The sequence below is a fragment of the Campylobacter sp. CFSAN093246 genome (genome assembly GCF_012889415.1).
Taxonomy (GTDB): Bacteria; Campylobacterota; Campylobacteria; order Campylobacterales; family Campylobacteraceae; genus Campylobacter_D; species Campylobacter_D jejuni.
In genome coordinates this window covers 26,390-52,516 of the sequence record NZ_CP040613.1, presented here as the reverse complement: position 1 = coordinate 52,516, position 26,127 = coordinate 26,390, and the positions used below count along the sequence as shown (strand labels likewise).

Sequence of the window (26,127 nt, the reverse complement as noted above, 5' to 3'; positions counted from 1 at the left end):
TTGATTATTCCCTTATAATCTTTTTCTGTGTTTTCTGGCTTGTTTATATGCAAGCAAATATTGCAATTATTAAAAATAACATTACACGGAATATCCTTTATTTTATCACATAATAACAATATATCTATTTTACTATCTTCTTTGCCACAAACTAAATACCATTTTTCATTACCAGAAAATAATTCATCTTTTGTTATTATTTTTTTATTGCTTCTTGTTCTGTATCCTTAGCATCTAGAATAAATATATATCGTTTATCTATAGATAAAACTTTGGACAATTCCTCTTTGATATCAGCAGTTTCTTTGCCATCACTTTCACTCTTATGATTTTGATGTGTTTCTTCACAACATTTTTCTAAGATCTTAGGTGTTTCTTTCATCATTTAATCCTTTCTATCTTTTTTAACTTAGCACTATAGAATTTTTACGTACGGTTTTGAATATAATTTATTTAAAAAATTCTTTCATTCTTTCAAACCATTCTTTAATTTCATCAAAATTTTGCATATTATTTTCATTAATTTTGTCCCATATTTCTTTATTAGCAAACATTAACTTTATACATTCTTTTTTATATTTTTTTGGTTTACAATTATATATATATTCAGCGATATCTTCATTATCCCAATTATTTTTAAAATTATCAGAAAAAACAAAATCTGCACCTAATTTATTTTTAAAATATTCTTCAAGTATATCAACAGGATAATAATTTTCAATTTCTCGCTTTTTTGTTCTTATTAGATTTTGCTCATCAACATCTCTCCTATCCTCATCCCTATCTAAGAAATAAAGACATTTAACATTACTTTGTTTTAAATAATCTTCTCTTATCCAATTTTTAACATTTCCTCCACCACGTAATGGAATCAAAGTTATTGTTTTTAAATCAAATATATTTCTTAAACATTCAAATTTATTATTTAAATTATTTAAAAACTTTACATCTGTTTCTCCTTCTACAAATAAAACTCTTTGATACAATAAATACGGCAAAATACCTAAAGTATCAGCAAGAACCTTTGTATAAATCTCATCTCCATGATAAACTATTCGTCTATCTTCATCATCTTTTTGTATAAAAATAATATTTTCCTTATTAACCATTCTTACAATCTCTGGAGTATGTGTTGTAATTAATATTTGACGTCCTTGGTTTTGTGCTAATTTCTGCAAAGATTCTATAACTATTTTTTGATAGTTTGGATGTTGTGATGTTTCCGGTTCTTCAATTGCATAAATCATATTAGATTGTCGTTTTCTTTCAGCATCTTCTAAAAAGAAACTTAATAAAAACAACCTTTTAACTCCACTACCTCTTTTATTAAATGATATTCCATTATCGCTTTTAAATTCATAACTAAATAATGAGCTCAACTCCTTTGAAGTAATATCTGGGGTTAAGTCTTTTACAATATCTTTATCAAAACTTTTTAATCGCTCAAGTGTCGCATTAGCAAAACTCTTAATATCATCTAAAATATTTTTTTTCATATCATTAAATTTTTGCTCAATTTCAGAGATAGCATTTTGTGTAATGGCTTTTGTTATTTGAGTAATTTCATTATCTTTATCTGTATTTGTTCTATCAGCTTTAAATAATAAGAATTTAGGCATTTTTTCCTTTAATTTGTTGTATATGCTAACAATATCAGTATCTTTTGTGGATATATCTATTTCTTGTTCTGTAAAATTTAATTTTTCTTGCGAAAATAAAAATTTCCTTATTTCTTTTTTAATATCTAGTCTAACTTTAGCATCTTCAGGAAGCAATTTTTTTAATTCTTGAATTTTTGATACAATAAGTGGTTTTTCCCAATTAGTTGGATAGTTACAAACGAGATAAATTTTACTTAACTTTCCTTTTTCCCATATTTTTTTGATTTGTAGCAATTTCTCTTGATTTAATAAATACTCACTCTCTAAAGATGTTTGTGTTCTTTCGCTTTCACTAGCATCAATATTAATCTGCATTTCTGATTCAACCTGAAAGAAACAAGTAATACTAAATTTATTCTCGCTTGAATTAATATTAACATCATCTTCTAAAGCCTTATTATTTTCAAAAAATATATCTAGTGCATCAAATAATGTCGATTTTCCCACATCGTTTTTTCCAATAATTACACTTAAATCTGAAAATTTAAATTCTATATTTTCATAACTTCGAAAATTTTCAATCTTACATTTTACTAATTTCATTTTCACTCCTTATTTTCAATGATTTTTATTTCTTCTTCGGTTAAGTTATAGAGTTTATAAACGATGGAATTGATTTTATTTTCTAACTCTTGGGTGTTTGCGTTTTTGTTTTGTTCTTTGGCTTTTAAAATTTCATCGGCTAAATTTATAAGCTCGTCGGCTATTTTTTGATTTTTAGAATTTATTTTTGGTATAGGAAGTTTTTCTACAAATATTTTACTCATTTCATAACCACTAGCACCTAATTTCGCTCCAATTTGCTTAAAATAATAAAAATTAACATTAGAATTTAGTAATGCCGTTAAATATAACAATTCTTTTTTATTATTTGATTGATGAGATAAGATAAAACATTTTTGATTTAACACAAAGAATTCATTGTCAAAAAACGCTATAAATTCCTTATTCATATTTGGATACACTATCTTTTCTTTTTCAAATTCTTCATAATAAGCGATATTGTCTTGAGTTTCAAACCATTTATTGCTAGTTTTCTTTCTACAACCTTTTTCTCCGCTTTGTTCTATGCGTGGTAAAAATTGAGATAAATATTGCTTTAAAGCAGGATATTGTTCTATGTCGATTTTTAAACTTGGAAAAGTTCCTATCACCCAAAGTCCCGCCCACTCGTAACTATATCTTTTTATATCGCGTCCGCGTAGCATTTTGCGTATGAGTTTAGCGGTGTGTTCTTTTTCGGCTTCATCTTTGCAATTTGCTAAAATTTCATTTCTTTTTTCAGTAGTGATGATAAAGGCTTCATTATAGCCTGTTTTTATCCCATAGTTGATATTAAGCCCATACCATTCTTTAAGCGGAGTTCCTATGCGTTCTATCTTGGCCTTTAAGGCACTAGTATTCTCATCGCTAAAAGTGAAGCTTTCTTTACTTAAAGAATTTTGCGAAAATTCTGCAAAGTCCTTATATAAGCCAATGTCATAAGCACAAGTTTTTAAAATTTCATTGCTTAGGGCAAGGTATTTGAATTTATTATCTTTGCTTTTTGATTTTTCAAAACAAAGTATGGAAGTATCCACTGTAGCACTATCAAAAACTTTTATGCCGTTTAAATCAGTGTATTCTAAAAACTTAACATTTTTAAGCAAAAATTCACGCAAAGCTTCCCCATATCCTGCACGCGTGTATTTGTTAGAAGTGATATAGCTCAATACCCCCCCCCCTATCTTTTAAAACATTAAATCCTAGTTCATAAAAATAAGTATAAATATCGCTCGTGCCTTTATAAACCTTATAATTTTTAGCTAAATGGGACTTGAGTTCTTTAAGCTCCTCTTGTCTTATATAAGGTGGATTGCCGATGATGAGATCAAAGCCTTTGAAATTTCCATCATCGTCCAAAATTTCAGGGAATTCAAAACGCCATTCAAAAGGATGATTGCTTTCTAGGTTGAAGATATTGTCGTATTCTTTTTTAAGATTTGCAAATTCTTTTGTGGCTTCTTTTTCATCAAAGTCAAAAAGAGTCAAATTCGCGCTAACAAAGAATTTCAAATTTTCATCATCTACGGCTAAGAAATTTCCGTATTTTTTAGAGTATTTTTCACATTTATCGTTAAAGCCTTTCATTTCTTTTTTAAATTTATCCGCAAAGCAGAAATTTTTAAAAGAAATTTTGAGATTTTTTATCTCTTGGTTGATGTGGCTTTTATCTGTGTAAAAGCCTTCTTTATAGTCTTTTACTATGCGTTTGTATTTGTTAATGCGTTCTTTGATGTTAGGATAGTGGTTTAGGCTTTTGCCTGTTTCAAAGTAAGATACCAAAGAATTTCCGCATTTTATGTTTATATCGATGTTTGGCAGGGTTTTAAGATCGTGATAATTCTCATCATCAAAGCTTTGATAAAAACTATGTTTTAAAAGCTCTATCCAAAGCCTTAGCTTGGTGATCTCGCATGAGTTAGGGTTGATATCGACTCCAAAAAGGTTGTTTTCTATGATGTCTTTTTTAGTGTGAAAAAGTTCTTGTTGGATAAGATGGGCTTTATCTTTAGGCGTACTTGGGCGTTTATACTCTATAAACTCACCTTTTCTACCCGTGATGAGAATTTCATCGTTTTGCACTTCTAGGTAAAACTCTTCATCAAAAAGATTTAGCTCATCATAAATGCTTAACATAACATTTAAAGCAGAAACCAAAAAATGCCCGCTTCCCACCGCAGGATCGCAAATTTTTATAGAGTTTAAAAGCTCTTTTTGTGCTTTTTTGTCTTCTTTTCTTAAAGACTTTCTTAGTTCGCTTATATCTTTAGCATCAAGATCAAATTGAGCGTTGAATTTATCAAGCACAACTTTTGCGATGCTTTCTTTGCACATATAAGAAGTGATAAAGCTTGGCGTGTAAAAACTTCCTTCTTTGTAGCCATTGAGTTTTTCAAACACATTTCCTAAAACACTTGAACTTATGAGTTCTTTTTGGCTTAAAATTTCGCTTTGCTCATCATCGCTACCAAAATCAAAACTATCCAAAAATTCAAACAAGTATTCTAAAAGCCCCACTTGTCCTTTTTTAGCCTTGCATTTATCATCTTTTAGCACGGTGTTTTTATAGTAAAAAAGCTTTAAGTCATTGCTTAAGCTTGAAATTTCAAGTGTGTTTTCTATGCTTTGTTTTTCAAACAAAGAAGAATTTAGATAAGGCAGATAAGCAAATTCGCTTTTCTTTCGCGTGCTTTTTTCTTTGGCTAAAACTTCAAAGAAAAGTTCGCTAAGCTTGTCAAAATCAGGGATTTTTTTGAAATTTAAAAATTTCAAATTTTTATCATCATTAAAACGCACCAAATTTGACTCTATAAGCTTTAAAAACAAAATGCGATTAAGCCATAAGATCAAAAGTTTTAAGATGGTTTCAAAATTTTCTTCTTTAAGCTTAGAATTTATAGCGGTGTAGAAAGTGCCTTGCTCTTCTTTGCTTTCTTCACTTTTTGCGATGATGAGTTTTGAGTTTTGTTTGCTCTCACAAAGCCCTAAGATATATAAAAGCTCTTTGTAAAAAGCATTGTTGAGTGAATTTGCATCGTTGGGGTTAAACTCATTTAGCAAAAAGTCTCTATGAAAAGTTTTATAAATACTTGCTAGGTTTTTAAAATTTGATTTTTGTTTGTCTTTTAAAAATGTCAAGTCAATCAAAAAGCCTTTTAAGTTTTCTTTGGAATTTTCTATGAGTTTGGCTACTTCTTTATAGAATTCTTCAGTATTACCTTTGAAAAGTGAATTTGGATTACAAAATTCTTCAAAAAGTTTTTTAAAACTTGGATTTTTATAAAAAAGCTCTTCAAACTCACTAATTTTAAAAATGTAAAATTTATAAAAATCTGTGATGATAATAAATTTTAAGCTAAAACTATACTCTCTATTTCTAAAATAATATAAAATAGTCTCGTGTAAGGCTTTAGAATTTACCTTTGTATGAGTGATAAATTCTTTTGAATTTGGCTTTTTAGCCTCAATAAGAACTTCTAAGTCTTTACTAAACTCATCTTTAGAGATGGATAAGTCAATCTCACTTTTGCCTTTTTGCTTGGTTTTGATGTGAGTTTTGAAATTTAACATGGTTAAAAATGGACTAAGTGCATTAGCTACAAGATAATCTTCATTTTCACTTTGCGAACTTTCAAGTCTTTCTAAATATTGCATTAAAGCCTTGTTAAATATATCAAATTCATTTTGCATGATTTGCTTTTTGCGGTAGTATGGGTTGAAAAAATCTTTTTCATTTAGCAAAGTGAAATGCATTTTTAACCTTTATAAAAAATATTTTGTATTTTATCAAATTTTACTTTTATATAAAATTTTTTAAGAATTTAATATATCATTAATACCTTTATATGCTTCCTGTATAGGTTTTTTAATAAAAAAATCATTTAAAATTTGAATAAAATCTTTTTTAGAATTTTGATTTTCAATCAACCAATAAATAAAAGCGTATTCTCCTTCTAATTTTTCATTGTTTATTAATTTATCACAATAATAGTGATTTTGATATTTTCTAACATTTTCTTCTTTTACATCTTTAAATAATTTTAAACATTCTTTATATTTTTCATTTTCTATATCTTCTTCATCATTTGAAATTTCAAATGTCAAACCAATAATATCATAGTATTTTTTTTTAAAAATAAATATATATACATGGATATATGCTTTCATTCTTATAATCAATAGGATAAAATATAAACACACCATGATTAACACGATTTTCTTCTATTTTATTGCCGATAAAAGTTATATCACCTATTTTAATTTCCTTATGTTCAAAACTATCAAAAAATTCTTCTATTATATATTCGCAGATGTTGCTCCATTTATGCTGGATAATATCTTTAGCTTTCTTATAGTTTTCTTCATTTAAATTTTTAAGCTCTGATTTGTTTTTGTTATATCTATATAAAATCATCGCATTTTTTAAATTTTGCATTTTTATATTGTTTTGAAAAATAAATTCTAGTACATCATCTCTTTGAGTATACTCATCTGTCATATACCATTGTAAAATACTTTTGTATTGATTTAGAGTAAAAATAATGTTTTGTATATCAAGAATAAATTTTTGATCTTTGGTTGATTTTTCTTCATATATTTTTATACACTCATCAATCCATTCCTTAATCCATATATAATCCATCTTCAAATAATAGCTAACATTATTTTCATTTTTATCTTTAATCAAATTTGTCTTTATTGTAAAATTTCCCAAACTATAATCACTAGGACTAGCACACTCATCTTGATGCAAATATATAGTCAATATGTTTTTATAACAATCTTTTATATTTTTGATATTTTTTCTTACAAAATTAATATAATCTTTCAATTGATTTTTTTGATCTTTTGCATAAATTTTATTTTCTATTATAATATATCTTTTATCACTTAATGTTATTAAAATATCTATCCTTCTATTATCTTTTATGCAGGCTTCTGTTTCTACGCTTTTTATATCTTCTATGTTTAAATTTTCAAATTTCGTATTTACTAAACTCTTACCAAGTTTTTCTAAAAATACCTTTGCAAAATTTTTTTGATAATGATCCTTATTTATATCAATTAAATAAGCTATAAATTTAGAATGATAATTTTCTTTTGTTTCAATATTCAAAGCATCAAATATATTTATATCACTCAAACCATTATTCACATCTTTTTCAAATTTAATATCTTCTTCAAGCAACCTTTCAATAAATTTTTCCATGTATCACTTTCCAAATTTTATACAATTTTACATGTAAATAAATTTTTAATTACAAACTAAAAAAACTGATTATTAATTTTATAGGCAAGTTAAGTAGAATTAACAAGTCCGCAATGAGCTACTTTCCCCCTGCCAGTAAGGCGTAGTATCATCACCCACGATGTGCTTAGCTTCTTGGTTCGGGATGGAGCAAGGCGTTTCCACATCTGTATAATCACGGACATTGTTATTTAAATATTCTTTGAAAAATTGAATTTAAGAATAAAACTTAATCTTTTATTCCTTTACTTTTTTCTTTATTCTCTTTCTTCTTTTCTTATCTTTTATCTTTGATAAGTTTTTATATAGAATACTTAAAAAACAATGTTAAGAGCAAGTTCTAATACAAACTCTACTTGAAAGATTTCTATTAAACTCTAAATATTATCTATATTCAAAGTCTTCTAAAAACCTTAACAAGGAAGTGATGCTTTATTAAAGATAAGCCAAACGCTCTATTAGTACTGGTCAGCTAAAGGACTTTCATCCATTACACACCCAGCCTATCAAACTAGTAGTCTTCTAGAGAGCTTAGAGAAGATTCATCTTAGAGTTGGCTTCACGCTTAGATGCTTTCAGCGTTTATCCTTTCCAAACTTAGCTACGCTGCGATGCTCTTGGCAGAACAACAGCTACACCAGTGGTTTGTTCAACCCGGTCCTCTCGTACTAGGGTCAAATCTCTTCAATCTTCTTACGCCCACGGCAGATAGGGACCGAACTGTCTCACGACGTTCTGAACCCAGCTCGCGTACCGCTTTAAATGGCGAACAGCCATACCCTTGGGACCTGCTCCAGCCCCAGGATGCGATGAGCCGACATCGAGGTGCCAAACCTCCCCGTCGATGTGAGCTCTTGGGGGAGATCAGCCTGTTATCCCCGGGGTACCTTTTATCCTTTGAGCGATGGCCCTTCCACACAGAACCACCGGATCACTAAGACCGACTTTCGTCTCTGCTTGACTTGTATGTCTTGCAGTTAAGCTGGCTTATACCTTTATACTCTACGAACGATTTCCAACCGTTCTGAGCCAACCTTTGTAAGCCTCCGTTATTATTTGGGAGGCGACCGCCCCAGTCAAACTACCCACCAGACATTGTCCCACTTGAGGATAACTCAAGCTGGTTAGCTACCCAAATAAGAAAGAGTGGTATCTCAACAATGGCTCATATACAACTGGCGTCATATACTCAAAGCCTCCCACCTATCCTGCACATTCTTATCCAAGTAGCAGTGTCAAGCTGTAGTAAAGGTCCACGGGGTCTTTCCGTCTTGCCGCGGGTAGGAGGAATTTTCACCTCCACTACAATTTCACTGGATCCCTCTTTGAGACAGCTCCCATCTCGTTACGCCATTCATGCAGGTCGGTATTTAACCGACAAGGAATTTCGCTACCTTAGGACCGTTATAGTTACGGCCGCCGTTTACTCGGGCTTCGATCAAGAGCTTCGCTAATGCTAACCCCATCAATTAACCTTCGAGCACCGGGCAGGCGTCACACCCTATACATCCTCTTACGAGTTAGCAGAGTGCTGTGTTTTTGGTAAACAGTCGGGAGGGACTCTTTGTTGTAAGTTTCCTTGCTTTCGGAGTAAATCCTAATACAAAGCTAACCACACCTTATACCGAAGATACGGTGCTATTTTGCAGAGTTCCTTAAAGAGAGTTCTTCCACGCGCCTTAGAATACTCATCCCACCCACCTGTGTCGGTTTACGGTACGGGCAACATTAGCTAAACTTAGAAACTTTTCTTGGCTCGACGGCATCAGGGGTTCTTCTATCCATCCGAAGACTTCAAAAAGCCTTTCAGTTCTCGGAGTATTGTTATACGGATTTGCCTGTATAACCTCCTACGACCTTAGACTAGCACTTCCATCCGCTAGCCCCCTTAGCCCTAAGCGTCCTTCCATCGCACACTAATGTTGGTATTGGAATATTAACCAATTTGCCATCGTCTACCCCTTTCGGACTCGACTTAGGACCCGACTAACCCTACGATGACGAGCATCGCGTAGGAAACCTTGGGTTTACGGCGTTAATGATTCTCACATTAATTATCGCTACTCATGCCTGCATGCTCACTTCTATTCGCTCCAGCACTCCTTACCGGTATACCTTCGACGCAAATAGAACGCTCTCCTACCACTTGCACACAACTTAAACTACTTAACTTTAGTCTAAGAATATTTTTACTGATTTTACTAAGTTTTATTTCTATCTTTACTCTATAAAAATCAGTAAAAATATAACTAAACATATAACTTAGTTTCTCATATTCTAAACTTAAATAATCTAAGTTGTGTGCAAGTCTACAGCTTCGGTACTTACTTTAGCCCCGTTATATTTTCCGCGCAAAATCACTAGACCAGTGAGCTATTACGCTTTCTTTAAAGGATGGCTGCTTCTAAGCCAACCTCCTGGTTGTTTAAGTAACTTCACATCGTTTTCCACTTAAGTAAGATTTAGGGACCTTAGCTGGTAGTCTGGGTTGTTTCCCTCTTGACGACGGATTTTATCACTCGCCGCCTGACTGCTGTGATTACATATAAGGTATTCGGAGTTTGATAGGGTTTGGTACATTGGTGTATGCCCTAGCCCATTCAGTGCTCTACCCCCTTATATTACGACACAACGCTATACCTAAATATATTTCGGAGAGAACCAGCTATCACGAAGTTTGATTGGCCTTTCACCCCTATCCACAAGTCATCCCGGGGCTTTTCAACGCCTATGGGTTCAGTCCTCCACTAGTTCTTACACTAGCTTCAACTTGCTCATGGATAGATCACTTCGTTTCGGGTCTGCAGCATCTGACTAAGCGCCCTATTCAGACTCGCTTTCGCTACGGCTTCGCGTTTGCTTAACCTTGCCAGACACCACAACTCGCAGGCTCATTATGCAAAAGGCAGTCCATCACCCTGTATTGCTACATAGGGCTCTGAATGATTGTAAGCAAATGGTTTCAGGTTCTATTTCACTCTGATCACCTCAGTTCTTTTCACCTTTCCCTCACGGTACTTGTGCACTATCGATCTGGTATTAGTATTTAGGGTTGGATCGTGGTCGACCCGGATTCAGACAGGATTCCTCGTGTCCCGCCCTACTCAGGATACTGCTAGCTAAGGTTTGTTTTTCGCATACGGGACTATCACCCTCTATGGTTATACTTTCCAGAATGTTCTGCTAAACTTACCTCTTGCACATTGCAGTCCTACAACCCCCAGTGCAAGCACTGGGTTTGCCCTCTTGCGCTTTCGCTCGCCGCTACTGACGCAATCTCTATTGATTTCTTTTCCTGAGGGTACTAAGATGTTTCAATTCCCCTCGTTCGCTCCTATATAGGTAATGTATATCTCTATACATTGGGTTGCCCCATTCGGAAATCTACGGATCAAAGCTTCTTGACAGCTCCCCGTAGCTTATCGCAGTCTAGTACGTCCTTCATCGCCTTTACCAGTCAAGGCATCCACCATTCGCTCTTAGTAGCTTACCTTTTTTTACCTTTTATTATTGATTCTAAAACGCATCACTTCCTTGTTAAAGTTTTTATGATAAGACTTCTTTATCTTAAGACGGAAAGCATTCAAACACTTAATATAAAACTAAATGATTTAGTCTCAACTAAGCTGTGAGTTTGAAACTTGTCTTTAATTTATAATCCTTAAATCCAATATTCTCTTTATTCATAGAAATAAAGACAGCTAAAAGTTAAGTTAAACTAAAGAAAAGATAAATAGGTTTTATCCTTTAACAAGTCCTGTAAAATTGTTTTTATTAAAACTTGCTTGTGACTCTTAACAATGATAATTAAAAAGAACATTTAGGTTTAAAACCTAAAGGAAGTATATATATTAACATAATCATTATAAATATAAATGCATAATGTATATGCTACTTATATCTATTAAAGTATATTCTTTTATAGTTAAAGATAAAAAATAAATCTAAGTATAGAGTTTATATTTTATATTTAATCTATTTTATATACTTGCTTTAGATTTTAAAGCTTCTTTATTCAAATCTTTTTTATGGTGGGCCTAACAAGACTTGAACTTGTGACCTCACCCTTATCAGGGGTGCACTCTAACCAGCTGAGCTATAGGCCCTTAATAAATGGTGGAGAATAGCGGGATCGAACCGCTGACCTCCTGCGTGCAAAGCAGGCGCTCTCCCAGCTGAGCTAATTCCCCATAAACAATTAGCTTTATCATCAATCTTTGAAATCTAAACAAGAATCAATTGAGTTTATATATTGAAGTAATAGTTGTGAGACTTATTACTTTGTACTCTAGAAAGGAGGTGATCCAACCGCAGGTTCTCCTACGGTTACCTTGTTACGACTTCACCCCAGTCGCTGATTCCACTGTGGACGGTAACTAGTTTAGTATTCCGGCTTCGAGTGAAATCAACTCCCATGGTGTGACGGGCGGTGAGTACAAGACCCGGGAACGTATTCACCGTAGCATGGCTGATCTACGATTACTAGCGATTCCGGCTTCATGCTCTCGAGTTGCAGAGAACAATCCGAACTGGGACATATTTTATAGATTTGCTCCACCTCGCGGTATTGCGTCTCATTGTATATGCCATTGTAGCACGTGTGTCGCCCTGGGCATAAGGGCCATGATGACTTGACGTCGTCCACACCTTCCTCCTCCTTACGAAGGCAGTCTATTTAGAGTGCTCGGCCGAACCGTTAGCAACTAAATACGTGGGTTGCGCTCGTTGCGGGACTTAACCCAACATCTCACGACACGAGCTGACGACAGCCGTGCAGCACCTGTCTCTAAGTTCTAGCAAGCTAGCACCCTCTTATCTCTAAAAGGTTCTTAGGATATCAAGCCCAGGTAAGGTTCTTCGCGTATCTTCGAATTAAACCACATGCTCCACCGCTTGTGCGGGTCCCCGTCTATTCCTTTGAGTTTTAATCTTGCGACCGTACTCCCCAGGCGGTACACTTAATGCGTTAGCTGCATTACTGAGATGACTAGCACCCCAACAACTAGTGTACATCGTTTAGGGCGTGGACTACCAGGGTATCTAATCCTGTTTGCTCCCCACGCTTTCGCGCCTTAGCGTCAGTTGAGTTCCAGCAGATCGCCTTCGCAATGGGTATTCTTGGTGATATCTACGGATTTTACCCCTACACCACCAATTCCATCTGCCTCTCCCTCACTCTAGACTATCAGTTTCCCAAGCAGTTTAATGGTTAAGCCATTAGATTTCACAAGAGACTTGATAATCCGCCTACGCGCCCTTTACGCCCAGTGATTCCGAGTAACGCTTGCACCCTCCGTATTACCGCGGCTGCTGGCACGGAGTTAGCCGGTGCTTATTCCTTAGGTACCGTCAGAATTCTTCCCTAAGAAAAGGAGTTTACGCTCCGAAAAGTGTCATCCTCCACGCGGCGTTGCTGCGTCAGGGTTTCCCCCATTGCGCAATATTCCCTACTGCTGCCTCCCGTAGGAGTCTGGACCGTGTCTCAGTTCCAGTGTGACTGATCATCCTCTCAGACCAGTTAAGCGTCATAGCCTTGGTAAGCCATTACCTTACCAACTAGCTGATACTATATAGTCTCATCCTACACCGAAAAACTTTCCCTACTCAACTTGTGTTAAGCAGGAGTATAGAGTATTAGCAGTCGTTTCCAACTGTTGTCCTCTTGTGTAGGGCAGATTAACTATACCTTACTCACCCGTGCGCCACTAATCCACTTCTAGCAAGCTAGAAGCTTCATCGTTCGACTTGCATGTATTAGGCACGCCGCCAGCGTTCACTCTGAGCCAGGATCAAACTCTCCATAAAAAATTATAGATAGTTTAATCTTTTTCTTCAAAGAAAAAGTTATGAAAGATTAAAAGAAAAGTTTTTAATCTTTTTAATTATTAGATTGAATAGATTTTACATAATTGCTTATGCCTAAATCTGTTCTGGCTCAATCGATCACTTATTTAGATTTCAAAGATTGACTAATAAGATTTGAATAACAATACTAATTTAAAAGAACAAAACAAAAAATCATTTTTAAAAGAAAAGTTTTTAAATTAAAAAACAAGATTTATAAAAAAGCTTTTAGTTTATAAGACAAAAACCAAAAGAGTTAATTTATAAAATCTACTAAGCTAGTGAAACTTTATAATTTAAAAGATTTTAAGTCCTTTTTTCAAAAAAGGAAATGAAAGTATAACCAATTAAACTTAAAAGGGGATTAAACAAAGGATTAAATAGTATAAATATTTGTGTAAGTATTTATATAAGTATTTGGTGGGTTTAAAAATGGGGGGCGGGGTTAAATGATAATAAAAAATACAAGATATAATATACTATTAATAGGATTGAAAGGCTTGACTTAGGGAAGATAAGTTCCCTAAGTTTAGAAATATTTAAAAAATTTTAATATTTTAAAAAATACTCTTGAATTTTTTTAGGATCACTTGTTTTTGTAAGTGCTAATATAAGCAAAACTCTTGCTTTTTGAGGATTTAAATCTTCAGCACTAATAAAACCTAATTTTTCATCTGAATCACTCACAGCAACACAACCTGCTACAACCCTTGAACTTACAACAACCTTAAGCCCTTTTTTTAAAAGCTCTTTTAAAACATCTTTTTGATTTTTGTGTATACTTCCTGCTCCACTTCCTGCAACAACTATGCCCTTAGTTCCATGTTCAAATAAAGCTTTTGCAGCGACACCACTACCATCATTTGAATAGCTATAAAGAATATCTACTTTTGGCAAACTTGTGAGTTTGCTTACATCAAAAGGAGCGTTTTTTGTGTGAGCTTTAGTAACATTATTATAGAAAAAGACTTTACCATCTACTATATAACCCAAATCCCCAAAATCAGGAGAAGAGAAAGCATCAACATTTAAACTATGAGTTTTTACTACGCCTCTAGCGCTTAAAATTTTATCATTTATAGCTACCATAACACCCTTATTCTTAGCTTCTTTATTGGCAACTAATGCCACTGCATTATAAAGATTTTTCGGACCATCCGCACTTATAGCAGTTGATGGACGCATAGCGCCAACTAGAACTACGGGCTTATCACTTTTAATGGTTAAATTTAAAAAATAAGCAGTTTCTTCCATAGTATCAGTACCATGAGTTATCACCACACCGTCTATCCCCTCAGCAAAAAGCTTAGCAATTTTTTTAGCAAGCCTTAACCAAATTTCATCACACATATTTGAACTATCAATATTTGCTATTTGCTCCCAACTAATATCTGCTAAATCTCTAATTTGCGGAACTGCTTTAATTAATACATCTATATCAATGGCTCCGGCCGTATATCCTGTTGTAGCAATAGTGCTATCAATGAAGCCTGCTATCGTTCCGCCTGTTCCTAAAATAGCAATCCTTGATTTAGCTTTTTTCATACATACTCCTATAAAAAGACAACATATAAATAATTTTTTAATCTCTTGTATATTAATTTTTTAATGTTATTAATGCAAATTATAAGTAAAAATTTTTATAAAATCTCTTTAACAACAAACTGTGGAGTTACCATTCCCCTAAATTCATTCTTAGAAATACTTCCAAGCAAAGAAATATTTTGATTCAATTCTGGCTCTTTATCAAAATTAAAAAATAAAGCTTCTATGGTTTTATTTTCCTTAGTTAAAACAAGCTTTAAGTGTTTTTCATCTTTACCTAGAAGTTTTTTATTTTTTACACAAAGATTTTCTAAAACAAAAAAAGGTCGTGGATTTTTATGTCCAAAAGGTTCAAAAGATTCTAAAATTTCAAGCATTTCAAAATCAATTTCGCTAGGTTCTAAGATTCCTAAAATTTCATCTGTATCCAAAAATTCACTTTCAGAAATTTGCGAACATTCTTTTTTGATTTTATTTTTAAATTGTTCAAAATTTTCAGAGTTTAAACTGATTCCAGCAGCACCTTTATGACCACCATAATTGCTTAATATAGAATTTGTCTTAGAAATTAAAGCTAAAATATCAATCTTGCCAACACTTCTTGCACTGCCTTTTAAGTGTTCTTCATTTTGAGAAAATACAAAAGCAGGTTTATTAAAATGTTTAGCTAAACGACTTGCCACAATCCCTAAAACACCTTCATGCCAATTTAAACCCGATACCACAATACAAGAATCGTTTTCATCGATTTGATTTAAACTATCTTCAAAAAGCTGTTTTTCTTCATCTTTACGACTTTCATTAAAACTAACAATTTGCTCTAGATATTCTAAAGCTTTATTAAAATCTTTAGTGTGTAAAAATTCATAAGAAATACTTGCATCATCCATTCTTCCAGCACTATTTATAAGCGGAGCAATTAAAAATCCTATATTATCAAGAGCAAATTTATCCTTTTGATAATAATGCTTAATAGCCCTAAAAGCAGCCCTTTTAGATTTGTTAATATGATCTATGCCACGCCTTACTAAAGCACGATTTAAATCTCTAAGTTCCATCATATCTGCAACAATTGCAATCGCCAAAAGTTCTAAAAATTTACACATGTCATATTTAAGCTTGCACACCTCTTTTAAAGCCGCTATCAAATACCATGCGACTTGAGCTCCACAAATTTCAATTTCTGGAAAATCACAATCTTTTTGCTTTGGATTGATAATGGCAAAAGCATCAGGTAAAACATCTTGAGGCATATGATGATCAGTGATAATCAAATCTATATTTTTTTCTTTACAGAGTTTGGCTGCTTCAAGAGCAGCTATTCCATTATCTACTGTTATTATTAAATTTACATCAAGTTCGTTGATGATCTCAGCATTTAATCCATATCCATCTTTAAAACGATTTGGAATTCTTATAATATAATCAAAACCTATATCATCGAAAAATTCTGCCATAATAACACAAGAAATGATTCCATCAACATCATAATCTCCTACTATGGCGACTTTCTCATTTTTTTCTACAGCTTCTTTGATGCGATTAGCTGCTTTATATGCATCCTTTAAACAGCATGGCAAAGGCAGATCACAAAGTTTGGTATGCAAATCTTTTTCAAAGCGTGAAGCCAAAATTTTTTTAATTTCATTTTTATTAATTATCTTCATAGTTTATAGCTGCCTTGATAAAACTGCAAATCACAGGATTAACATGCTCAAGTCTTGATGTAAATTCTGGATGAAACTGCACAGCCAAGAAAAAAGGATGACAGTTAAGCTCAACTGCTTCAATCAATCCTTTGCTTTCACCACTTACAATCAAACCGTGTTTTTCAAAATCTGCTCTATATTTTGGATTTGCTTCATAGCGATGACGATGGCGTTCTTTTACACTCTTTACTTCATTATAAACCTTAGCCAAAAGGGATTTTTCCTTGATATCACATTTATAAGCCCCTAAACGCATAGTTCCACCTAAAGGAGTTTTTGCAGTACGAATTTGTTTTTCTCCATTTGTATCCATAAATTCATCAATCAAATAAACCACAGGATTTTGGCATTTTTCATTAAATTCACTTGAATTTGCATCTTTAAGTTTTAATACATTTCTAGCAAATTCCACTAAAGCAAGCTGCATACCTAAACAAATTCCTAAAAAAGGAATTTTATTTTCTCTTGCGTATTGAATGGCTTTTATCTTACCTTCTACACCACGATATCCAAATCCCCCAGCAACCAAAATTCCACTCACATCTTTAAATACTTCAGAACTTTCCATATTTTCAAGTTTTTCACTATCTACCCATTTTAACTCCACTTTAGTATCTAGGGCTGCACCTGCGTGTATAATAGCTTCAGTAAGGCTTTTATAACTTTCTTTTAAATCCACATATTTGCCTACAAAAGCGATTTTAACTTCATTGCTTGGAGCTATAACTCTTTTTACCAAAGAGTCCCAATTTTCCATATTAGGTTTTAAATTTTTCAAATCCAAAATTTCAGCAATAGGGCTTAAAATATCTTGCTTTAAAAAATTAAGTGGAATTTGATAAATACTAGCCGCATCAACACTTTCTATCACGCAATTTTTTTCCACCCCGCAAGAAATAGCAATTTTATCTTTTAAATCTCTATCAAGAGCTTTTTCACTACGACAAATAATCATATCAGGACTAATGCCTATGCGCCTTAACTCGCCTACACTATGTTGAGTTGGCTTTGTTTTTAATTCCCCTGCAGCCTTAATAAAAGGTACTAGAGTAAGATGAATATTCATAGCATTATTTTTACCCACTTCCAAACGCAAAGCACGAATAGCTTCTAAAAAAGGCAAGCCTTCTATATCCCCAACAGTTCCGCCTATTTCAACGATAAGTATATCTTTGCCTTCTCCTGCTTTTTTAATGCGATCTTTGATTTCTCCTACTATATGAGGGATAACTTGAATGGTTTTGCCAAGATATTCTCCACGCCTTTCTTTTTCAATCACACTTTGATAAACCCGTCCTGTAGTAAAGTTATTATCTTGAGATAAACTCTCATCCAAAAAACGCTCATAATGCCCCAAATCAAGATCCGTTTCTGCTCCATCATCAGTTACAAAAACCTCTCCATGCTCAAAAGGACTCATAGTGCCTGGATCAACATTGATATAAGGATCAGCTTTTAAAATACTCACTTTAAGCCCTGAATTTTTTAAAAGTGTTGCGATAGAAGCAGCGGCTATCCCTTTACCCAAAGAACTTAAAACTCCACCTGTTACAAAAATATATTTTGTTTGTTTCATTGATAATAAGCCTTATTTTTTTATCTAATTATAGCTTGATAAAACTTTTTATTTCATTAGAATTTTAAGTAAAAAATGCAAGAATTACAAAAAATATTTTTATCAAAAAAGGAATAAGCATGCAAATCACTTTACTTTTTCACACTCCATTATCTGTTTGTTCTCATGCAACAAGAACTTGTTGGCAAAGCTTTGAAAAAGGCGATTGCGGTGGCGAAAAAGATAAAGAACTTATCGATCGCGTGGGCAACAAATTCAAACACGCTTCAACCTTAGAACATCTAAACTATACTTTTTATATACAAGGAATTTCAAGAGCTTGCTTACAAGAAGTTGCAAGACACCGTCACACTAGTCCTAGTGTAAAAAGCACGCGTTATACCTTAAAAGAACTTCGCAATGAAGCTGAATTTAAAATAGGAGATTTTGAAAATGCAAGCCGTTATCTTGTGCTTTGTGGTAATGAAGAGGTTGATAACGCAAGCATTAAAGCCTTAGAAAATTTACGCACTATTTTACAAAAAAGCATTAGTCTAGATATAGCCAAATACTGCTTACCAGAAAGCTATAAAACTGAACTTACACTAACGATTAATGCAAGAAGTTTGCAGAATTTCATTTCTTTGCGTAGTTCAAAATCAGCTCTTTGGGAGATTAGAAATTTAGCAAATGCTTTATTTGAAGCCTTGCCACAAGAACACAAATTTATATTTGAACATTGCTTACATAAAGATATAGAATAAATCATACTAATTTTATCTTATTTAAAATATTTTTGTGCTACTATTTATAAAATCAAGCTTTATGCAAGTATATTTTCATATACCTTGTGCTTGATTATAGTTTCTTATAAGGACTTTTTATGAATAAACAATTTTTTCAAGATTTTTTAATGCTTTCACAAGCTCATACTATAGCTACTCTTGCTATACTTTGTGTTGTTTTTTACGCATTAAAAAAAATGCGGGATATAAAAATCAATTTTTCTCTTCGCATGCTATTTGCGCTTTTAATGGGTTTGGGGTTTGGTTTTGCTTTGCAATATTTGGCAAATTTTCCAGATGCTGAAGAAGCAAGCAATATTCTTTGGTATAGTGAAACAAAACATTGGTTTGCATTTGTAAGTTCTGTTTTTGTAGCTTTTATAAAAATGCTAGTTGTTCCTCTTGTAAGTATTTGCATTATAAAAGCAATTATAGAAATTGATAAAAATATCAAAATATCCTCCTTGCTTGGAATAAGTCTTTTTTGGATACTCTTTAGCACAGCCATAGCTGCAACCTTGGGTATATTTTTAGGTTATAGTTTTGATTTAGGAAGTAATTTTGCTATATATGAAGGAAATAAACAAATTCGCGAAATTCAAACTTTTTCAAATATTATACTAGGGCTAATACCTAGCAACATCATTGCAGCTATTAATAAAGAAAATATTATAGCTATTGTCATTTTTTCTTTTTTTATAGGAATTAGTGCTAAAAAAATTTCTAAAAAAGAAGAGTATGAACAAGCCTTTAAAAGTTTTCATAATTTTATCCTAACCTTTTATAATATTATGATGAACATGACTGCTACAGTTATTAGATTTATGCCTTATGCTGTAGTTTGTATGATGGCTAATGTGCTTTTAAGCAATGGTTTTGAAGCTATCAAAACAGCTGGACTTTTTATAATGCTTATTTATATAGCTATGTTAATAATGTTCGGGGTGCATTTTTTACTTCTTGCTTCACAAGGGCTAAACCCTATAAAATATGCAAAAAAAGCATTTCCTGTATGGTTATTTGCATTTAGCTCAAGATCTTCTTTGGGCACTTTGCCTATGACTACTTCAACTTTGCAAAATAAATTTGGAGTTAATTCAGCTATAGCTAATTTTGTAGCATCTATAGGTACAACAACAGGACTTAATGGTTGTGCGGGATATTTTCCAGCTTTAGCGGCAGTTTTTGTAGCTTTTGCTACACATACACATATTGATTTTACATTTGCTTTAATGATAGTTTTGGTAGCTGTTATTGGATCCTTGGGTATAGCTGGAGTACCTGGAAGTGCAACTATGGCAGCTTCTATCATGCTAGCAGGGATTGGATTTGGTAATAATTTTGTCATGCTAAGTTTGATTTTAGCTATAGATCCTATTATAGATATGGCAAGAACAGCAAGTAATGTCTCAGGAGCTATGACTTCGGCACTTTGTACTGCAAAAAATCTAAAAGCCCTAGATAAAGAAATTTACAATTCTTAATCTCTTAAAACCCAATATTTTTCATTGGGTTTTAGTATTTATTGGCAACCTTCACATTCTATGCTACGATCTGCAACATTGACTTTTTCACTATCAGGGCTTTCGCTTCTTAGATAATAAGTAGATTTTACTCCGAGCTCCCAAGCGAGTTGATAAATTTCATTTAAATATCCCCCACTTGCTTTATCAAGCGATAAAAAGATATTTAAACTCTGCCCTTGATCGATCCATTTACCACGCACAGCAGCAGCCTTTACAAGAATTTTTTGATCAAGTTCGTAGGCTGGAGTATAGTATTGCCAAGTATCAAGGCTTAAATTTGGCACAACAACAGGTATCATACCACTTAAATTTTGTTCAAACCACTTTCTTTTGTAAACAGGTTCTATAGTCTGCGTAGTACCCACTAAAATAGAAATAGAAGAAGTAGGTGCAATGGCCATCAAATAACCATTTCTCATACCATCTTTTTTAACTTTTTCTCTAAGTTTAACCCAGTCGCATTCACTTTGATCAAATAAGCCCTCTCTTAAAGTTAAAGCTTTAGCCTTAGGACTTGCTACATCAATAGGAAAAATCCCCTTGCTCCAATTTGATCCTTCAAAATCTTCATAAGAACCTTTTTCAAGAGCTAAATTTGAACTCGCATTAATAGCCTCAAAGCTAATTTGTTCCATAATCTCATCGATTTTATTTAAATGCTCATCGCTTCCCCAATAAATCTTAGCCTCAGCAAGCATTTGTGCCTCACCCATGACTCCAAGACCTATGGCGCGAGATTTTAAATTTGTATCTTTTACTTTTCTATGAGGATAAAAATTTAAATCTATCACATTATCAAGCATACGAATAGCCGTTGGCACAACACGCTCTATATCTTCTTTAGTATACACTTTGCTAAGATTTATACTTGCTAAATTACAAACGGCTGTTTTTCCATCATTTTTATATTTTTCCACTATATAAACTTTATTACCATCAATACTATCTAAAGTTGAGATTTTTTTGGCTGGTTTTTCATATCCCCCATCGATCACAACTTTTTGTTCTTCATCAAAATGAAGCTCATCTCCATTTTCAAAAACTACTTTGATTTGATAATAATTTGGCTCGGTATTTTGAAAAATTTCAGTACATAAATTTGAACTTCTAATAATTCCTACATGAGCATTTGGATTTGCTCTGTTGGCACTATCTTTAAAGCATAAAAATGGCAAGCCTGTTTCAAAATAATTTAGCAAAATTTTCTTCCAAAGCTCTTTAGCTTCTACGATTTCTTTGGTAATGCTTTCATCTTTTTCATATTCTTCATAGCGTTTTTCAAAAGCCTCGCCATATAAATCACACAAATCCGCTGTATCTGCAGGATCAAAAAGAGTCCATTTATCATTAGCTCTTACTCTTTTCATAAAAAGATCATTGATCCATAAAGCAGGGAAAAGTTCATGAGCACGGCGTCTTTCTTCGCCTGAATTTTTACGCAAATCGATAAAATCACTTATATCCATGTGCCAAGGTTCTATATAAACGGCTATAGCCCCTTTTCTGGTTCCTAGTTGATCTACTGCCACGGCAATATCATTAGTAATTTTCAAGAAAGGTATAATCCCTCCTGCGGCATTTTTATGCCCATCTATGCTTCCACCCATAGCACGCACTTTAGACCAATCCCAACCTATACCACCACCAAATTTAGAAAGTAAAGCCATTTCTTGATAAGAATCAAAAATACCTTCAATATTATCAGGGGTTGATCCTATATAACAAGAGCTAAGCTGATGGCGTGTTGTTCTTGCATTAGATAAAGTCGGAGTTGCAAGCATGAGTTCAAATTTAGAAATAAGATCGTAAAATTTCTTCGCCCATTCTTGAGGATTAAATTCATTCTGCGCTAAAAACATCGCAATGGCCATAAACATTTGCTGAGGAAGTTCTATAGGCATACCTTTACTATCTTTAATCAAGTATCTATCATATAAAGTTTTAATACCAAGATAAGTAAATTGCATATCGCGTTCAGGTTTAATATAAGCATTTAAATCATCTAAATCATATTTTTCTTTAAGACCAAGTAAAATTCTTCCTTCTTTTTCACCTTTTTCAAAATACTCACACAAATGATTATAGCGATTCATACCATTAACTTTTTTATATAAATCAAATAAAAAAAGTCTAGCTGCAACAAAGGTCCAATTTGGACAATCAATATCTATCTTATCTACTGCAGTTTTAATTAAAGTTTTTTGAATTTCTTCAGTTGAAATTCCATCGCGAAATTGAATCTTTGCATCGAGTTCAAGTTCGCTTAAATTCACACCCTCTAAATCTTTTACAGCATCAGAGGTGCATTTTTTGATCTTGGAAACATCCAATTCTTCTGTACGACCATTTCTTTTAATAACTTTCATTGCCTTCCTTGCTTTTTATTTAAATGTTCTTTTAAAAATTGCATCAACATTTTTTGTATAGTAGTTATAATCGAAACATTTTCTTACATCCTCTTCGCTCAAACTTTTTCTTAAATCTTCATCGCTTAAAAGCGCTAACAAAAACAAACTTTCATTTTTTTCATTGATAGCAGCCTTGCCATTTTGCAAATCTGCCCAAACTTTCATAGCGTTTCTTTGAACTATTTTATAAGCTTCTTCACGACTAATGCCTTTAAATGGAAGCTCTAAAAGCACCCTCCCTGAAAATACAAGCCCGCCTGTAAGATTTAAATTTTTCATCATATTTTCAGGATAAACTAAAAGCTTATCAATCAAATTTGTAAGACGCATAAGCATAAAATCAGCCGTGATAAAAGCATCAGGCAAAATAAATCTTTCAACACTAGAATGAGATATATCTCTTTCATGCCAAAGTGCAACATTTTCTAAAGCTGGAGTTACAAAAGATCTAAGCACACGACAAAGCCCTGTGATATTTTCACTTAAAACAGGATTTCTTTTATGTGGCATAGCTGAACTTCCTTTTTGTCCTACACTAAAATACTCTTCAGCCTCATAAACTTCAGTTCTTTGAAAATGTCTTATCGCTACAGCGATTTGCTCACAACTTGAAGCTAAAATTGCAATAGCAGAAATAACTTGAGCATAACGATCTCTTTGGATCACTTGATTTGAAACAGGGGCAGCTTTAAGACCTAAATTTTTACAAACCTCTTCTTCAAATTCTAAAGGAGCATGAGCAAAATTTCCCATTGCACCACTGATTTTTCCATAGCTTATCACTTCTTTTGCATGTTCTAAAAGCTCTTTTGCATGCAAAATTTCATCATACCAAATAGCTAACACTAAACCAAAAGTGATAGGCTCTCCATGAATTCCATGACTTCTTCCTACCATTAAGGTATTTTTATGCTCCAAAGCACGCTTTTTGATCACTTCTAAAAGCAAAGAAACATCTTCTAAAATAAGCTCCAAACTCTCTTTTATCTGTAAAGCAACAGCCGTATCTATACAATCAGAACTTGTCATTGCATAATGCACAAAACGACTCTCTTCTCCCAAACTTTCACTTACACTTGTAAGAAAAGCGATAACATCGTGTTTTGTGGTTTTTTCTATTTCGTCTATTCTTGCAATATCAAATTTTGCATTTTTAAGAATTTTTTCGCAGTCTGTGTCATTAATGAGACCGAGTTTATTCCAAGCTTTTACAGCGGCTAATTCTACTTTTAACCACGCATCGTATTTTGCTTGCATGTCCCATTTTTTAGCCATGATTTCTCTGCTATATCTTTCAACCATCTTTGAAACCTTTTTAGCTATAATTTTATATTTTAAAAAACAGAAATTATATCAAATTATCCTAAGAAAGTTATTAAATGGCTTACATAAAAATAAAACTCTCAAATAATGGAAAAAAGGCATTTCAAGTCCTTATGGAAAATTTAAAAATTAGCATAAATGAAGCACAAAAACTCATAGACAAAAAAAGACTTTTTTGTGATGGAATTTTAGTAGAAGAAAAGAATGAAATTTTAAATGGTTTAGTAGAGCTTATAGTCTATGAAAACAATCCCAAAGGAGTAGAAATTGTCTTTGAAAATGAAGACTTTGCCATACTTGAAAAAGAAAGTGGGATCTTAAGTCATCCAAATGGTAGACATTGTAAATACAGTCTTAGTGATGAAATTTGGCATCTTTGGGGAAAAGAAGCTTGCGTAGCACACAGACTTGATAAAGAAACGAGCGGACTTATACTTGTAGCCAAAAATAAAAAAGCTCAAATTGATCTTAAAACTTTGTTTGAAAAAAAACTGGTTCAAAAAGAATACCTTGCTCTAGCTAACGGAAAAATAGAAGAAAATTTTATAATTGATAAAGCCATAAATTTAGCCAAAAACTACGATGATGTAAAAACAAGGATGCAAATTTGTAAGGAAGGAAAACAAGCTATCACTGAGTTTGAAATTTTAGAATACTTTCCTAAAATCAACGCTACTCTTTTACTCTGCAAACCCTTAACAGGCAGACAACACCAAATAAGAGTGCATTTACACTATAAAAACCATACCATTTTAGGCGATCCACTTTATGGGCTTAGCAAAGAACAAATCGAAAGTATTTTAGATGAAAAATTAACCCCCAAAGAACGCTTAAAACTTACAGGTGCCTTGCGTTTGTGTTTGCATTCTTATCGTTTGAAATTTCAATATAAAAATCAAAATTTTAATATCAACTCAAAAATAAACATAAAAGAAATTTTCAACAATTCTATAAAATAAAATGATGTTTCACTACGCTACAATCAATCACTTTTTTACCAAATTTTAAAACAAAAAAATAATTCTTGCTAAAACTTTAAGTATAATTAAATAAAAAAGCGAGATTTTCCAAATGAAATTTGTTAATTTTATACAGGGTCAAAAACCCAATCTAGGAGTACTAAATTCTAGTGGAAAAATTGTAAGTTTTGATGATCTTGGCATTGAAACTAACGATATGAATGAATTTATTATCCATTTTGATAAATTTAAACACAAACTTACAGACTTGGATTCTAAAATAGCCTATGAAATTCCACAAGAAAATTATCTAGCCCCTATTATAGAACCTCGTCAAGATATTATATGTCTTGGGATTAATTTTTTAGATCATGCCAAAGAATCTGCCAAATTTAAGGGTGAAAAATTTGAAGAAAGAGAATATCCTGTATATTTTGGAAAACGTTGCAATCAAGCTACGCCACCTTTTGGCGATATACCTTTACATGCAGATGTAACTTCTCAGCTTGATTATGAATGTGAGCTTGCATTTATTTTAAGTAAAGATGCTTATAAAATCAAAGCTAAAGATGCAAAAGATTATATCTTTGGCTATACTATTATCAATGAAATTTCAGCTCGCGAACTTCAAAAACGCCACAAACAATTCTACCGAGCAAAAAGTCTTGAAGGTAGCACTATAATGGGACCTTATATCACAAGCGTAGATGAAATTTCTTATCCTCCTAAACTCCAACTTCAAAGCTATGTCAATGATGAACTACGCCAAAACTCTAACACTCAATTGTTTATTTTTGATATTGCTTATGTCTTAGAAGAACTTAGTGCAGGCATGCTTTTAAAAGCTGGAAGTATTATATCTATGGGAACTCCTAGTGGAGTAGGTATGGGGTTAAATCCACCTACTTTTTTAAAATCAGGAGATAAAGTACGTTGCGTTATAGAAAATTTAGGAGAACTTTGTAATAAAATAAAAAATATCAATTATTAAATAATTTACTAAAATTATACTATAATGGCA

At 32.8% G+C, this 26,127-nt stretch carries 11 protein-coding genes, 2 tRNA genes, 3 rRNA genes and 2 pseudogenes; 4 read left to right on the top strand and 14 right to left on the bottom strand.

Translation table 11 applies throughout. The features are described from left to right. Positions 1-196: 196 nt before the first annotated feature. From FBE87_RS09140 to FBE87_RS00135, 12 genes and pseudogenes are all read right to left on the bottom strand, one after another. The gene (locus FBE87_RS09140) at positions 197-382 is read right to left on the bottom strand and encodes a hypothetical protein (protein ID WP_237912820.1); all 186 of its coding nucleotides are present in this window, start codon (positions 380-382) and stop codon (positions 197-199) included. Between the two features lie 67 nt (positions 383-449). Next, entirely contained in the window at positions 450-2,204 is a 1,755-nt protein-coding gene (locus FBE87_RS00185) for an ATP-binding protein (RefSeq protein WP_070316001.1), read from the bottom strand. A 2-nt stretch (positions 2,205-2,206) separates the two neighbouring features. Continuing rightward, positions 2,207-5,957, bottom strand: a pseudogene (locus FBE87_RS00180) (TaqI-like C-terminal specificity domain-containing protein). A gap of 60 nt (positions 5,958-6,017) precedes the next feature. Next, positions 6,018-7,413 (bottom strand): annotated as a pseudogene (locus tag FBE87_RS00175) (PD-(D/E)XK nuclease family protein). A gap of 105 nt (positions 7,414-7,518) precedes the next feature. Beyond that, positions 7,519-7,635 (bottom strand): 5S ribosomal RNA (rrf, locus tag FBE87_RS00170). A gap of 254 nt (positions 7,636-7,889) precedes the next feature. Beyond that, positions 7,890-10,945 (bottom strand): 23S ribosomal RNA (locus FBE87_RS00165). A 536-nt stretch (positions 10,946-11,481) separates the two neighbouring features. After that, a tRNA-Ile gene (locus FBE87_RS00160) sits at positions 11,482-11,558 on the bottom strand. Positions 11,559-11,566: 8 nt separating this feature from the next. Next, positions 11,567-11,642 (bottom strand) — tRNA-Ala (locus FBE87_RS00155). A 102-nt stretch (positions 11,643-11,744) separates the two neighbouring features. Beyond that, positions 11,745-13,257: ribosomal RNA gene (locus FBE87_RS00150) — 16S ribosomal RNA — on the bottom strand. Together the 16S, 23S and 5S rRNA genes with 2 tRNA genes alongside form the textbook arrangement of a ribosomal RNA operon. A 588-nt stretch (positions 13,258-13,845) precedes the next feature. After that, a complete protein-coding gene (locus FBE87_RS00145; RefSeq protein WP_255005614.1) occupies positions 13,846-14,853 on the bottom strand; it encodes a type II asparaginase in 1,008 nt (335 codons plus the stop codon). 83 nt (positions 14,854-14,936) lie between these two features. Further along, complete coding sequence (gene recJ / locus FBE87_RS00140; protein WP_002855578.1) at positions 14,937-16,508, bottom strand: single-stranded-DNA-specific exonuclease RecJ; 1,572 nt, start codon at positions 16,506-16,508, stop codon at positions 14,937-14,939. Continuing rightward, complete coding sequence (locus FBE87_RS00135; RefSeq protein WP_002855601.1) at positions 16,495-18,126, bottom strand: CTP synthase; 1,632 nt, start codon at positions 18,124-18,126, stop codon at positions 16,495-16,497. Before FBE87_RS00135 ends, recJ begins: the two co-directional genes overlap by 14 nt. Positions 18,127-18,245: 119 nt before the next feature. On the opposite strand from FBE87_RS00135, the gene thyX reads away from it, so the two are divergent. Together thyX and FBE87_RS00125 are read left to right on the top strand one after the other, a co-directional pair. After that, complete coding sequence (gene thyX / locus FBE87_RS00130; protein ID WP_002853111.1) at positions 18,246-18,869, top strand: FAD-dependent thymidylate synthase; 624 nt, start codon at positions 18,246-18,248, stop codon at positions 18,867-18,869. Positions 18,870-18,988: 119 nt separating this feature from the next. Next, on the top strand, positions 18,989-20,374 hold the full coding sequence (locus FBE87_RS00125) for a cation:dicarboxylase symporter family transporter (RefSeq protein ID WP_002874640.1): 1,386 nt from the start codon (positions 18,989-18,991) through the stop codon (positions 20,372-20,374). A gap of 38 nt (positions 20,375-20,412) precedes the next feature. Here FBE87_RS00125 and FBE87_RS00120 read toward each other — a convergent pair whose 3' ends face one another. Beyond that, entirely contained in the window at positions 20,413-22,782 is a 2,370-nt protein-coding gene (locus tag FBE87_RS00120; RefSeq protein ID WP_002867496.1) for a ribonucleoside-diphosphate reductase subunit alpha, read from the bottom strand. A gap of 15 nt (positions 22,783-22,797) precedes the next feature. Beyond that, positions 22,798-24,126: an adenylosuccinate lyase gene (gene purB / locus FBE87_RS00115; RefSeq protein ID WP_002858787.1), complete on the bottom strand. Its 1,329-nt coding sequence runs from the start codon at positions 24,124-24,126 to the stop codon at positions 22,798-22,800. Positions 24,127-24,203: 77 nt separating this feature from the next. On the opposite strand from purB, the gene FBE87_RS00110 reads away from it, so the two are divergent. Together FBE87_RS00110 and FBE87_RS00105 are read left to right on the top strand one after the other, a co-directional pair. Further along, positions 24,204-25,106, top strand: coding sequence for an RluA family pseudouridine synthase (locus FBE87_RS00110; protein WP_002867497.1), 903 nt, complete (start codon positions 24,204-24,206; stop codon positions 25,104-25,106). Between the two features lie 112 nt (positions 25,107-25,218). Further along, positions 25,219-26,097 (top strand): fumarylacetoacetate hydrolase family protein, encoded by an 879-nt coding sequence (locus tag FBE87_RS00105; RefSeq protein ID WP_002857697.1) that lies wholly within the window; start codon positions 25,219-25,221, stop codon positions 26,095-26,097. The last annotated feature ends 30 nt before the right edge of the window (positions 26,098-26,127 follow it).